The sequence below is a fragment of the Geodermatophilus sp. YIM 151500 genome (assembly GCF_025716945.1).
GTDB lineage: Bacteria > Actinomycetota > Actinomycetes > Mycobacteriales > Geodermatophilaceae > YIM-151500.
Genome location: NZ_JAOVZT010000005.1, coordinates 64,842 through 77,490, shown reverse-complemented (window position 1 = coordinate 77,490; position 12,649 = coordinate 64,842). Strand labels below are relative to the sequence as shown.

Sequence of the window (12,649 nt, the reverse complement as noted above, 5' to 3'; positions counted from 1 at the left end):
TTCACCGATGCGGGACGCGCAGCCACACAGGAATGGTCGGGCCGTCCTGATCCGTCCACGCCCGCCGGGGGGTCGGCCATGCTGAGCGACACGCCGCGCACCTTCGTCGGGACGACGTCCTTCCGCGTCACCGGCCCGACGAACGCGCCCGACCGGCCGGCGATCGTCGACCGGATCCGGTCGGTCGGCGGTGTCCGCGAGGTCCGCGTGGACCGAGCCACCGGCACGGTCACCGTCACTGTCGACTCCCCCGTCGACCGGGCCGACATCGCCGCGGCGCTCGCCACGGCCGGTTACACCCTGCTGCCCTGACCCCCGTCTCAGGAGGCCCGCTGTGTCCACCACTCCCGTCGCCGTCGACGCGGCGCCGACGAAGGCACGGAGCCGCAACCGGCGACTCGTCGTCCACTACCTGGAGATGCTCGCCGCGATGGGCTTCGGCATGGGCGCCCTCGGGTGGGTCTGGCGACTGGCCTTCGACGCCGCCGGCGCCGGCGCGGTGCTCGACCGGCCCGAGCCGATGGCACTGGTGATGGCAACCAACATGACCTTCGGCATGACCCTGCTCATGCGCTGGCGCCGGCACAGCTGGCGAGCCTGCGCCGAGATGGCCGCCGCGATGTACCTGCCCTTCCTGGTGCTGTTCATCCCGATGTGGGCCGGCGTCCTCTCCCCCGGCGGCATGTACCTGGGGGGCCACATCCTGATGCTGTTCACCATGGCCGGCGCGATGGCGTTGCGGGTCGAGGAGTACGCCCACCACCACTGACGCGGCGCGGAGGAGCGAGCGATGAGTTCCGCCGCCGTCGCCGGTCCACTCCCCCCGAAGCCCGAGTTCGCCCTTCCAGGAAGGATTCCGAGGATGGCCGCACGCACCGGGGGCGCGACCTGGACCGGCGACCTACGGGACGGCAGTGGTCAACTGGTCGTCGGCCCACAGCGCTGGGAAGCCGCCTACAGCTTCCGCTCCCGCTTCTCCGATGACACCGCAGGCAGCACGAACCCCGAGGAGCTGCTCGCCGCCGCGCACGCCGGCTGCTTCTCGTTGTCGCTCACGCACCTGCTGACGCAGGCCGGCGGCGTCCCCCGCAGCGTCGCCACGAGCGCCCGGGTGCGCCTGCGCCCCGTCGACGGGGTGCCGACCATCGACCTCGTCGAGCTCGACACCACCGTCGACGTGGAGGGCATCGATGCAGACGCCCTCCAGAAGCACGTCGAGGCGGCCGAGGCAGGCTGCGGGGTCTCCCGCGCCCTGGCCGGGGTCGCGGAGATCCGGGTGACGGCCCGGCGGCGTGCCTGAACCGACCACCGCCGCACCGGGCCGCACGGTCGGAGGGTCCACGCCGACGCCCACGACGCCGCGCTCCGCGCCGTTCCGCAGCTGTTCAGGAGGTCCGCAATGCATTCGACGATCGCCTCGTTCCGCACGCCCGACGGTGTCACGCTCGGCGTCGAGCACTTCGGCGACGGGACGGCGTCCCTCGCGCTGCTCGTGGGCAGCCCGACCATGCTCTCCTGGCCCGACGCGCTGTGCGTGGCGCTCGCTCGCAGCCGCCGGCACGTCGTGCGCTACGACCTGCGCGACGCCGGCGCGTCGACGACCGTCGACCCGACTGCGCCTGCCTACACGCTGCGCGACCTCGCCGCAGACGCCGCCGCGCTCGCCCGCGGACTCGACGACCGGCCCGCGCACCTGGCCGGCATCGGCGTCGGCGGACTGGTCGCCCAGGTCGCCGCGCTCGACCACCCGGACGCGTTCTCGGCACTCACCCTCATCGGGACGCGACCGGTCGCACCGGGTCGGGTCGACCGCGACCTGCCCGACCACGACGCGGCGACCATGAAGCGGCGTGTCGCGCTCACGATGCCCGACTGGTCCGACCGCGCTGCCGTGGCGGAGTTCGCCGCTGCCCGCGCGGAGATCGTCGGCGACGACCCCGCCGCGGCACGGAGCACCGCCGAGCGCATCTTCGACCGCACGCCGCGGGCGGCGCCCGCGGTCCAGATGGCCAACCAGTTGGGCACGGGCTTCGCCAAGCTCGACTGCACACCCCGGTGGCGCGAGCGTCTGCCCGAGCTCGCGTTGCCGACCCTGGTGGTGCACGGTCGCCGCGACACGTTCTTCCCGGTCGGCAACGGCGAGGCCCTCGCACGCGAGATCCCTGCAGCCCGGCTCCTGGTGCTGGAGCAGGCCGCGACCGCTCTCCCCGATGAGGCGGCGGACCGCGTCGCGGCGGCGATGCTCGCGCTGCAGCCGACTGCCATCGCCTCCACCAGGCCGATCCACCCCCCGACGCCCGCTCGAGCACAGCCGAGGAGGACCACGTCGTGACCGCCGCCTACACCTTCGACGGCTTCACGAGCCTCGACGGCTTCGGCGCCGCCGGCGGCGACTGGACCGGCTACTAGGGCAAGCAAGGCCCGAGCTGCTCGACCGCCGCCGCGCCCTGTACGGCGAGGAGCAGCGGATGGTCCACCTGCCGGCCACCGTGGTGTCGACGTCCCCGACCGCCTGCAGGTGACGCTGTTCCCGGTCATCACCGGCCAGACCGGACTGGACCCGGTCCTCGGTGCGCCAGCAGTCGCAGGGGGCGGCGTCCTGGACACTGGCGATTCTCCCGATGCGAGGGGCCGGACGGCGAACGGATCGTCGACGCGTCCGCACAGGCTTCTTGCTCCGCGGGAGGTGGCTCGTCGTGGTGACCGTGCGCCCGGTCCTCCATCGCCTCGCATTCGTGATCACCGCCGTGCTCGGCGTTCTCCTCGTCCCCGCCGTCGGTGCGACCATCTCCGCCGTCGCCACCCTCGGCGCGCTCTACGCGCCCGGACCCGACCGCCCCGTGCCGGCGGCACTGCCGTCGACGCATGACCCGACCAGGCCGACCGCGGTGGTCGTGGTGGGCAACCGCGGCGCGGTCGTCTCCGACGTCCTCGCCCCCTACGAGATCCTGGCCGCGACCGGCCGGTTCAACGTCTACACCGCGGCGCCGGAGCGACAGCCGGTGCCGCTGACCGGCGGCCTCGACCTCGTTCCCGATCTCACCTTCGACGACCTCGCCGCTCGGACGGGAAGCGGCGGCCCGGACCTGGTGGTCATACCGGCGCTGCCCGATGTCGGCGAGCGCAGTACGGCCCCGGTCACCGAGTGGCTGCGCGCGCAGGACGCCGCGGGCGTGCTGCTGCTGGCCGTGTGCAACGGATCAGGGGTGCTCGCCTCAGCCGGATTGCTCGACGGCCGGCCCGCGGCCGCGCACTGGCTGCGCATCGGCTCCTTCGAGGAGGCGTACCCGCAGGTGGACTGGGTGCGCGGGCAGCGCTACATCGACGACGGCGACGTCGTCAGCACCGCGGGCATCCTGTCCAGCATCGACGGCACGCTGCACGTCGTCGGGCGGCTGGCCGGCGCGTCGGTCGCCGCCGACGCCGCCGACACCGTCGGATGGCGGCACTACGGCGAGGACGTGCCCGTGGCCACCGGAGTCGGTGTGCCCGGCCCGGCCGCGATCGTCAACGCCGGTTTCCGGTGGAACCCGCCGACGATCGGCGTGATGCTGACCGACGGGGTCGGCGAGATCGAGCTCGCGTCGGTGTTCGACGTGCACGGCCAGTCGCTGGCGCACCGCACGCTCGCCGTCACCGTCGACGGCGGCCCCGTGCGCTCCCGGCACGGGCTGACCTTCCTGCCCCGGGCCGACCTGGCCGACGCCGCCCCGGGGCTGGACCGGCTGCTCGTGCCCGGTGTCAGCGCCGCAGCCGCGCACGCCGTGGAGCCGCCGGCCGGAGGGCCGGCACCGGAGTACCTGCACGACCCGCCGGGCTTCGCCTTCGACACCTCGCTGCGCGACCTCGCAGCAACCGTGGACGTCGCGACCGCCCGTTGGACGGCGAAGGTGCTCGAACTACCCACCACGGGCCTGGTGCTCGACGGGCCGGCTTGGCCGTGGGCTCCCACGGCTTTCGCCGTCGTCCTCGTGCTGGTCGACGCCGCGGCCGTCGCATGGGTGACCCGTCGGCTCCGGCGGCGGCGGGACCGAGCGAGGAGGACCCCCTTCCACCGGCCTCCGACGGGCCGGACGACGCCGGCCCCGGCGGCGGGCCGTCGCCGAGCCGGCGACGCGGGCGAGCGGAGCACGCAGGACACGGCAGGCCCACCTGCGAGCCCACCGCCGACCCGGCCCTGCGACGCGCAGCCCGCACCGTGACGACCCCAGGAGGAACGAGTCCCGTGCACTTCGACCCGATGCCCTTCGATCCCCGCAGCAGCTTCGGCCGGCGCGTCGCCGCCGCCTACGACGCCAACCCGCGCGGCGACGAGGCGGCCGCGGTCACCCGGCTGGCCGAGCTCGCCGGCGACGGCCCGGCCGCTCGACCCCCTCGCGTTGCGCTACGGCAGGCCCGGGGAGCTGGACCTCATGGCCCGCCTCGCCGGTCTGCGCCTCCTGCACCGGTGGGGCGGCTGGACCGGCGAACCCTTCGACAGCCGCAGCCTCACCCACGTCTCGGCCTACGGCCGCTGAGCGCCCTCGTCCGCGCGGTGGGGCGGGCCGGCACGTCCGCCTCCACCGCGACCGTCCCCACCGAGGATGGAATGGACCACCGGCCGAGGCAGGGAGCGGAGGGCCCGGATGGCACCGGAACAGGAGCAGGCTGGTCGGGTGGGCGTTCCGTGCGACTACGACACCGACCCCGACCGCTACCGGCTGGGCGTGCGCAGCGCGCGGGCGCACACCGCGGCCGACCTGTACGGCCAGGTGGCGCGGCTGCTCGGCGAACTGGGCGCGCGCACCGTCCTCGACGTCGGGTGTGCCGACGGCCCGCTGCGCGCCGCGCTGTCCGGGTCAGGCCCCTGGCTGGTCGGCGTGGACGTGTCCGCCGTCCTGCTGCGCGACCACCCGGCTCCGGTCGTCCGTGCCGACGCCGCGCGGCTGCCCATCCGCGACGGTGTCCTGGACGCGGTCACGGCGCTGAACGTCCTCTACCACCTGGCCGACCCGGTGCCCGCCCTGCGCGAAGCCCGCCGTGTCCTGCACTCCGACGGGCACCTGGTGGCGGCGACGATCGCGCGGACCGACTCCCCGGAGCTCTCGGCGTACTGGAGCCGGCCGGCGACGAGCTTCGACGCCGAGGACGCACCGGGCCTGCTCGCACGGGTCTTCGACTCGGTCGCCGTGTTCCCGTGGGACGCGCCGCTGGTGACACTGCCCGACGCCGCAGCAGTCCGCGACTACCTGGTCGGCCGGCGGGCCCCTCTCGCCACCGCCCTGGCGGCGGCGCGCGAGCTCCGTGCACCCGTGGACGTCACCAAGCGGGGAGCCGTGCTCGTGGCCGGCGGCCGGCCGTGGCCGACCTCTCGCCACCACCCCTTCAAGGCCGGGCGGCCGGGAGGGACGTGCTGACGGTGCCGTCGATGAGGGCGGCGAGGCCGTCGAGGGTGCGAGCCAGCCCGAACTCGTAGGCGTGGGTGGGGTCCTGAGCGCTTCCATGGGCAGCCCCGGCCGCGGCGCCGACACGGACGGCCAGGGGGTAGGTGTCCGGGTCGAGCACGCGGGCGAGCAGCGGTCCGGCGGTGGCCCACCACGCGGCATCGTCGGTGGCGCTCTCCTGCCGCGCCGCGGCGGCGTCCATCGTGGCGCGGGCGGCGGCGTGTACGAAATCGAGCAGGTAGGTCAGGCAGTCGTCCATCTGGACGTCGGTCAGGCCGAGGCCGTCGAAGGCGATCAGTTCGTGCTCGTACTTGCCGATCGCCCCGGGGCCGAGCGGAGGTCGCAGGGTCGACACGTCGACCGTCCACGGGTGTGCCCGGTGCAGGGCGAAGTTCTCCTCGGCGATCGCGGCGGCACGCTCGCGCCACGGCCGGCTGCTGGTGTCCGTGCGGGGCATCGTGGCGTAGGCGGCGTCGAGCATGAGGTCGAGCAACTCGGCCTTGCCCGGCACGTAGGTGTACAGCGTCATCGGGGCCGTGCCGGCCGCCTGCGCCACCGCCCGCATCGTCACCGCCTCCAAGCCCCGCGCGTCGGCCAGGGCCGTGGCCGCGGTGACGACCGCGTCGAGGTCCAGGCGCCGCTCCGGACCTCGTCGCGGCGTCGCCGCAGGCGTGCGCCACAGCAGCGCCAGGGTCCGCGCGGGATCTCCTCCACTGGTACGGGGCCTGACCACTGTGCGACCTCCCGCTCGCTTGCACTACGTACACCATACGGAGTAATTTCCAACCCGTACTTCGTACAAAGTACGACACCACTTCGGTGGTCGAGGAGGATGCAGTGAAGATCAGCTCGTCCGCGGTCTCGCTCAACGTCGATGACGCCGCCGCGTCCAGTCGCTTCCTGCAGCGGCACTTCGGGTTCACGGAGGAGATGGCGGCCGACGGCTTCGCCTCCCTGACGCGGGAGGACGTCGGCATGAACGTGGTGTTCCTCCGCCGGGGTCTGCCGACCCTGCCCGACGACCAGCGGGACGTGCACGCGGCCGGGCTCATCCTGGCCTTCGTCGTCGACGACCTCGACGGGGAACTGGCCCGGCTGCAGGCGGAGGGAGTCGACATCACCATGCCGCTCACCCCCGAGGAGTGGGGCGAGCGTGCCTTCCAGGTCCGCGACCCCAATGGGGTGATCGTCCAGTTGGTCGACTGGAACGCCCTCCCCGGAGAGCCGGCACCAGGGCGGGGACGATGAGCCGACCGGCCATGCTCCAGGCCGCCCGGTGAGGGCAGCAAGGCCGGCGCCCGACTACCCGGCCATGTCCGAACCGCCCGCGGGAGCACCGGCGCCTCGAGTCATCCCGGCCAGGGGCTGACGGACGCGACCGCCCGACCCAAAGCCTCGACGAGGGAGCGCCGGGCGGTGGAGCGGCGAGGTCGAGCCTCGCCCGGCCGCCAGGACGCCGAGGTGCTGGCGCTGCCACCGGCGGCCCGGTCGGTCGGACCCGTCGTCCTCACCGACACCACACCCTGTTACCGGCCGACCAGCTCCGGTTGCACCCCCGTCCGGGCACCGGGGTGCAACCGGAGCCGACCCCGCCCCACTACGAGGACCGGAGCTGATGACCGAGCGACGGGACGCGATCGCCCAGGAGCAAGCCGCGGTCGACGCCGCCTACGCCCTCCGCGAGGAGCTACTCCACCGGCTCCACGGCGACCTGGCCGACCTCAGCCCCGACAGCGCCGGGCTCCCGGAGGGCCCCGGGCCACGAGCTGGGCATCTACGCCGCCGCGTCGCCGAACTGGACGGAGCCGAGACCGGGCTCGTCTTCGGCCGCCTGGACGGGCTCGACGGGACGGTCCGGTACCTCGGCCGCGTCGGCATCGCGGAGCGCAACGCCGAACCGCTCGTCGTCGACTGGCGCGCACCGGTTGCCCGGCCGTTCTACACCGCGACCCCGGTCGATCCGCAGGGACAGGCCAAGCGACGCCACATCCGCACGGAGAGGCGCCGCGTCGTCGGTGTCGACGACGAGCCGCTCGACCCGTCGGCGCGGGACGGTGATCTCGTCGGTGAGGGGGCGCTGCTGCACGCCCTCGCCCAGCGCCGGACCGGCCGGATGGGCGTGGCGGTCGCCACGCTCCAGCGCGAACAGGACGCCGTCGTGCGGGCGGACGCGACCGGCGCGCTCGTCGTCCAAGGCGGTCCGGGCACGGGCAAGACGGTCGTGGCCCTGCACCGGGTCGCCTACCTGCTCTTCACCCACCGCCCGCTGGCCGAGCGCGGAGTGCTCGTCATCGGGCCGTCCACCCGCTTCCTGGACTACATCGGCCAGGTGCTGCCCGCACTCGGCGAGACCCAGGTCGTCGCGACGACCTGTGACAGGCTGGTGCCCGGCGCCGTCGTCACGCGGACCGAGGCCCGCGAGGCCGCGGAGATCAAGGGTCGGGCGCTGTGGCAGGCGGCGCTCACCGCCTACGTCGACACGCTGTACCCCCGCGGGCGGGCCGTGCGGCTGGTGTTCGACGGCGAGGAGTACGCGCTGCCCGAGCGGCGGGTGGCCAGCGCGCTGCTCGCGGCGCGGTCGGACGGACGGCCGTACCACGCGGCGCGGCGCATCTTCGTCGACCAGGTGCACGAGATGCTCGCCGACTCCGTCGCCGACCGCGCCGAGGAACTCCTGGCGCAGGCCGAGGAGGGGTACGAGGACGTGCTGGCCGGAGTGGACGCCAGCCTTGCTCGCTCGGACGACCGCGGCGTCCCGCTCGGGGTTCGCGGCTCCGATGTCGACGGCGTCCTGTCGGAGGAGGACGTGGAGGTCCTGCGCCGTCGCATCACCCGCGACCGCGGCGTCGCCGCCGCCCTCGCCGCCTGGTGGACACCGCTCGACGCCGGTGCCGTACTGACGCGGTTTCTCGCTGACGCGCGTCTGCTGCGTCGCTTCGCCCCGGACCTCACGCCGACCGAGATCGGCGTCGTCGCGAAACAGCCCCCGGGTTGGGCACCGAGCGACATCCCGCTGCTCGACGCCGTCGCCGACCTGCTCGGGGACGGTCCGCCCACTCGGCCCGTGGGGGGCTTCACGGCCGAGCGGGCGGCCGGGCGGAGGGACTGGGTGTACGGGCACGTCGTGGTCGACGAGGCCCAGGAGCTATCGGCGATGCAGTGGCTGATGCTGGTGCGGCGCTGCCCCACGAGATCCTTCACCGCCGTCGGGGACGTCGACCAGACCGAGGCCCCGCATGCCCATGCCACCTGGGCCGATGCGCTTCGGCCGGCCTTCGGCGAACGCTGGACCGCGGCAGAGCTGACCATCTGCTACCGCACCCCGCGCGAGGTCATGGCGTTGACCGGGACGGTGCTGGACCGAGCAGGCAGCACCAACCGGCCGCCGCGCGCGGTGCGCTCCACCGGGATCGAGCCGTCGTGCAGATCGTCGGCCGAGGACGCCCTGACCGATGACGTGCGTGACGCCGTCCGGCTGCTGCGCTCGCGGTACCGAGGCGGCACGGTCGGGGTCATCAGCCCACCCGGCCGACAGCTCCTGTTGCAGCAGTCCGTGGGCGAGGACGTCCCCGTCCTGAGCCCCGCCGCGGCGAAGGGCCTGGAGTTCGACGCCACCGTCGTCGTCGACCCCGACGGGATCGCCGCGGGGTCTCGCGGCTGGAACGCTCTCTACGTCGCGCTGACCCGCTGTACCCAGGAGTTGGTGCAGATCACCGTGGGCGCCGATCAGGAGGCGCCTGCGGATCCGGGGAGGCCGGGACCGCCCGCCGCACGCGTTGAGCGGCTCCAGGAGCCTCGGCACCACCTCCGCGGATGACCGAGCCGGCGGCGGAGACGAGGCGGCTGCGCCAAGACCACGAACTGCAATACCGGGGTTGCACCAGACGCCGATAAGTGCAATTGTATGGTTGCACTTCTACCGACGAGGGAGCAGCGCCATGGAGGACGACGTCGCGTACACCGACGCGGAGCTGGCTGCGCTGGACAGCATCTCCCGTGAGATCGACATCGACGCACCGGCCGAACGGGTCTGGGAGCTCATCTCCCGGCCGGGCTGGTGGGCCAACGACGGCGCGGTCGAGGCCGAGCCCGACCTGCGCTACGAGGACGAGGTCGCGGTCGTCACGGACTCGACCGGCGAGTACCGGTTCCGCACCGTGGCGCTGGACGAGCCGCGCTACGCGGCCTTCCGCTGGCTGGGCACCCCGTCGCGGAACTCGTCCCCGGGCACGCTCGTGGAATTCTGGGTCCGCGATCGGCCCCAGGGCGGAGTGACCCTGCGGGTTTTGGAGAGCGGGTTCTCCGGCCTGTCCGAGGACCCCGCCGTGTGGCTGCGCGAGCGGGCAGGCAACGACCGCGGCTGGACCTTCGAGCTGGCGGCCGCCAAGGAGTTCGTCGAGTCCCGCGCGACCAGCGGGTCGTGAACGCGACGGACCTCCCGACGATGTGCGCCGCGCTCGGTGACCCGACCCGCTGGGACATCCTCACCCAGCTTGGGACCGGCGCGAAGTCGGCGTCGGCGCTGGCCCGGCTGCTGCCGGTGAGCAGGCAGGCCATCGGCAAGCACCTGGACGTGCTGCGCGAGGCCGGGCTCGTCGTGCCCGAGCGGCGCGGCCGCGAGGTCGTCTACGTCGCCGTCGGCGCCCGGCTGGGCGCACTGGCCCGCGAGCTCGACCGGATCGGCCGGTCCTGGGAGGCCCGGCTGCTGCGGATCAAGGAGCTGGCCGAGCGCCCCGACCCCGACGGGTCGTCCCGCCGCTGATCCCTGCGCCGCACCCGAGGGCGCCCGCGACACCCCGCTTCGTCTCCGCCGGAAGGCAAGCATCGACATGACGATCCAGACGGCCCCGACGGACAGCGGCGACCATGCCCTTGTCCACCGCCCTCCGCAACGACCGGCCCGACCAGGGGCTCGTGCTCGCCCTGACGTGCGCGGCGACGGCCATGACGGGGATCGACACAGCCGTCCTGAACGTGGCGCTGGCGTCGATGCAGCGCGACCTCGGCACCGGTCCGGGCACCTTGCAGTGGGTCGTCGTCGCCTATGCGCTGCTGCTCGGTGGCTTTCTCCTGCTCGGTGGGCGGCTGGCCGACCATCTGGGCCGTCGGCGGCCGGGCTCGTGCAGACCACGACCGGGGGGCGCCGTGGGCGTCGCGGCGGTGTCGACCGTGCTCGTCGCCGGCTCGGGGCTCGACGGCTTCCACACCGCCTTCGGCTTCGTCGCCCTGCTCGCGCTCCTCGGCATCCTCACCGCCGCCGTCGGGTTCGCGCGGAACGGTCGACGTCCGGCAACCCGCTGACCGGTGCTCGCTCGACCCTGGTACAGGAGAGGAATCCGTCATGAGCGACGAATCCCAGCACGGCCGCCCAGCGGTCGTCGACCGGGCCACCTTCACCACCCAGCTGGACGAACTGCGGGTTCGAGAGAAGGCGCACACCCGAGAGGGGGACGCCATCGCCGCCGCCCGACGCAGGCTGCCCATGGTCGAGGTCGACCCGACCCTGCCCCTCGTCGGTCCCCGCGGGCCCCTGACGCTGCTCGACGTCTTCGAGGGACGCCGGCAGCTCATCGCGTACTACTTCATGTGGGCGACCGGGCAGCCCGCGGCAGACCAGTGCGAGGGCTGCACCTGGTACACCGGCCAGGTCCGCGAGCTGTCGCAGGTGCACTCCCGCGACGCCACCTTCGCCGTGCTCTGCCAGGGGCCCTACGAGCCGAGTGCCCGCTACCGCGACTTCATGGGCTGGGACATGCCGTGGTACTCGGCGCAGCCCTCCCTGGACACGCTGCTCGTCGGCCGCCGGATCGGCGTGTTCCACCTCGTCTGCTACCTGCGCGACGGCGATCGCGTCTTCGAGACCTACTGGACGGAGAACCGTGGGGTCGAGGCGCTCGACAACACCTATGGCCTGCTGGACCTGACCGTGTACGGCCGCCAGGAGCCCTGGGAGGAGTCTCCGGCCGGCTGGCCGCAGCACTGGGGAGCCGGGGGCGGACACCCCTACCGCCGCGGCGCACGCCCCATCGCCCAGTGGACCCGCGTGGAGGCGGGACGGTCCGACGACCTCGGCAGCGCGCGTCGACGCGACACCTAGTCCTCCGCGTACGCCCCGGCCGCCTCGTCCGGACGCTCGGTCGTGGTCGTGACCGCCCTTGCCCGTTTTCGATGTCCGCGGAGTCGATGGCAGTCGATCACTCGCCGATGATGGCCGCCGGTACCGATGAACAGCTGCCCACCAGGCAGCCTGCGCAGCGACCCGGTGCGCGCAGGATCGTCCGTCGGCGCTGCTGGCCGTGGACGACGGCGCCTGTTTCGGATGCGCTGGCCCCTATCCTGCCGTCCCAGCTCCGATCCCGTCCGACCGCGCCGAGAGGTGCCCGCCCATGCCAAACCCACGCATCGTCCCGGCGCTCCTGCTCACGGCGCTGCTGCTCACCGCTTGCGGCGCCGACCCGGCCGCCTCCGATGCGGCCGCCGCGCTGGACGAGCTCGAGGAGGCACCCACGGCCACCGATCAGGGGCAGACGACGGACGATGCCTGCGCGCTGTTGACCCCGGACGAGATCGCCGCCGCAACCGGACGGCCACCGGAGGAGACGGTGGCCGGCGGGGGCAGCTGCTACTGGACCGGCGAGGTCGAGGACCCGACCGAGATCCCGATCGAGATCTCCGTCGACACCAACTACCTACCCGATGAGTTCGCGACGGTCGCCCAGCCCGACGACGAGCAGGTCGACGTCGGGGAGGCAGCCGCCTGGGACGACGATCTGAGCCTCCTGCTGGTCGACACGGGAGCGGCAGTGTTCAGCCTGCAGGTGCTGTCCGTCAGCGGAGATCCCAAGGCCATGGCCGTCGACCTGGCCAACCTCATCGCGGGCCGCATCTGACGGCGGCCTGTCCTCCGGCGGGTGGCGGCTACGCCGGCCCCATGGAGACCGCCCGCCACCGGCTCGCCGCGTCGGCCTGGCGGAGCGCCTGCCCCTCCGACGGAGGCAACGGAGGACCCCCGCTCGGCGTCACCGCTGAGTAGGGACGCGGTGCTGCTCCCCCGATTGGACTCGAACCAATAACCCTGCGATTTGATCTTGAGCCGTTGGCTGTCGTTGGTTGGCGCTGAACATGCAGCTCAGAGAGCCGTCAGGGCGTTGGTTGGGTTGATTGGGGACGGCTGCGTTCGACCGTATTTGATGAGTAGGTGATGCATGGCCTCGACTCGTGTGCTG

The 12,649-nt window shown here is 73.4% G+C and carries 14 protein-coding genes; 13 read left to right on the top strand and 1 reads right to left on the bottom strand.

The features are described from left to right. Positions 1-78: 78 nt before the first annotated feature. The 6 genes from OF117_RS10520 to OF117_RS10495 all read left to right on the top strand — a co-directional run bounded on the left by OF117_RS10520 (position 79) and on the right by OF117_RS10495 (position 5,396). Positions 79-312: a cation transporter gene (locus tag OF117_RS10520; protein ID WP_263552784.1), complete on the top strand. Its 234-nt coding sequence runs from the start codon at positions 79-81 to the stop codon at positions 310-312. Between the two features lie 22 nt (positions 313-334). Then, positions 335-769 (top strand): hypothetical protein, encoded by a 435-nt coding sequence (locus OF117_RS10515; RefSeq protein WP_263552783.1) that lies wholly within the window; start codon positions 335-337, stop codon positions 767-769. Between the two features lie 93 nt (positions 770-862). Further along, positions 863-1,300 (top strand): OsmC family peroxiredoxin, encoded by a 438-nt coding sequence (locus OF117_RS10510; RefSeq protein WP_263552782.1) that lies wholly within the window; start codon positions 863-865, stop codon positions 1,298-1,300. A 99-nt stretch (positions 1,301-1,399) separates the two neighbouring features. Continuing rightward, entirely contained in the window at positions 1,400-2,332 is a 933-nt protein-coding gene (locus OF117_RS10505) for an alpha/beta fold hydrolase (RefSeq protein ID WP_263552781.1), read from the top strand. 403 nt (positions 2,333-2,735) lie between these two features. Then, entirely contained in the window at positions 2,736-4,202 is a 1,467-nt protein-coding gene (locus OF117_RS10500) for a DJ-1/PfpI family protein (protein WP_263552780.1), read from the top strand. A gap of 453 nt (positions 4,203-4,655) precedes the next feature. After that, positions 4,656-5,396 (top strand): class I SAM-dependent methyltransferase, encoded by a 741-nt coding sequence (locus OF117_RS10495; protein WP_263552779.1) that lies wholly within the window; start codon positions 4,656-4,658, stop codon positions 5,394-5,396. On the opposite strand, the gene OF117_RS10490 is transcribed toward OF117_RS10495, so the two are convergent. Next, positions 5,365-6,156, bottom strand: coding sequence for a TetR/AcrR family transcriptional regulator (locus OF117_RS10490; protein WP_263552778.1), 792 nt, complete (start codon positions 6,154-6,156; stop codon positions 5,365-5,367). The genes OF117_RS10495 and OF117_RS10490 overlap by 32 nt on opposite strands. A gap of 104 nt (positions 6,157-6,260) precedes the next feature. Here OF117_RS10490 and OF117_RS10485 point away from each other — a divergent pair, with 104 nt between their 5' ends. The 7 genes from OF117_RS10485 to OF117_RS10455 all read left to right on the top strand — a co-directional run bounded on the left by OF117_RS10485 (position 6,261) and on the right by OF117_RS10455 (position 12,313). Next, positions 6,261-6,671 carry a VOC family protein gene (locus OF117_RS10485; protein ID WP_263552777.1) on the top strand — a complete coding sequence of 137 codons (411 nt, stop codon included), beginning with the start codon at positions 6,261-6,263 and terminating at the stop codon, positions 6,669-6,671. Positions 6,672-7,038: 367 nt separating this feature from the next. Next, on the top strand, positions 7,039-9,240 hold the full coding sequence (locus OF117_RS10480) for a HelD family protein (RefSeq protein ID WP_263552776.1): 2,202 nt from the start codon (positions 7,039-7,041) through the stop codon (positions 9,238-9,240). Between the two features lie 121 nt (positions 9,241-9,361). After that, positions 9,362-9,847, top strand: a complete 486-nt coding sequence (locus OF117_RS10475) for a hypothetical protein (protein ID WP_263552775.1) — start codon at positions 9,362-9,364, stop codon at positions 9,845-9,847. Beyond that, positions 9,844-10,185: an ArsR/SmtB family transcription factor gene (locus tag OF117_RS10470; protein WP_263552774.1), complete on the top strand. Its 342-nt coding sequence runs from the start codon at positions 9,844-9,846 to the stop codon at positions 10,183-10,185. The genes OF117_RS10475 and OF117_RS10470 overlap by 4 nt, the downstream gene beginning before the upstream one ends. Before the next feature lie 104 nt (positions 10,186-10,289). Beyond that, positions 10,290-10,724: an MFS transporter gene (locus OF117_RS10465; RefSeq protein ID WP_263552773.1), complete on the top strand. Its 435-nt coding sequence runs from the start codon at positions 10,290-10,292 to the stop codon at positions 10,722-10,724. A 40-nt stretch (positions 10,725-10,764) separates the two neighbouring features. Next, complete coding sequence (locus OF117_RS10460) at positions 10,765-11,520, top strand: DUF899 domain-containing protein (RefSeq protein ID WP_263552772.1); 756 nt, start codon at positions 10,765-10,767, stop codon at positions 11,518-11,520. Between the two features lie 289 nt (positions 11,521-11,809). Further along, positions 11,810-12,313: a DUF3558 family protein gene (locus OF117_RS10455; protein ID WP_263552771.1), complete on the top strand. Its 504-nt coding sequence runs from the start codon at positions 11,810-11,812 to the stop codon at positions 12,311-12,313. Positions 12,314-12,649 lie beyond the last annotated feature (336 nt).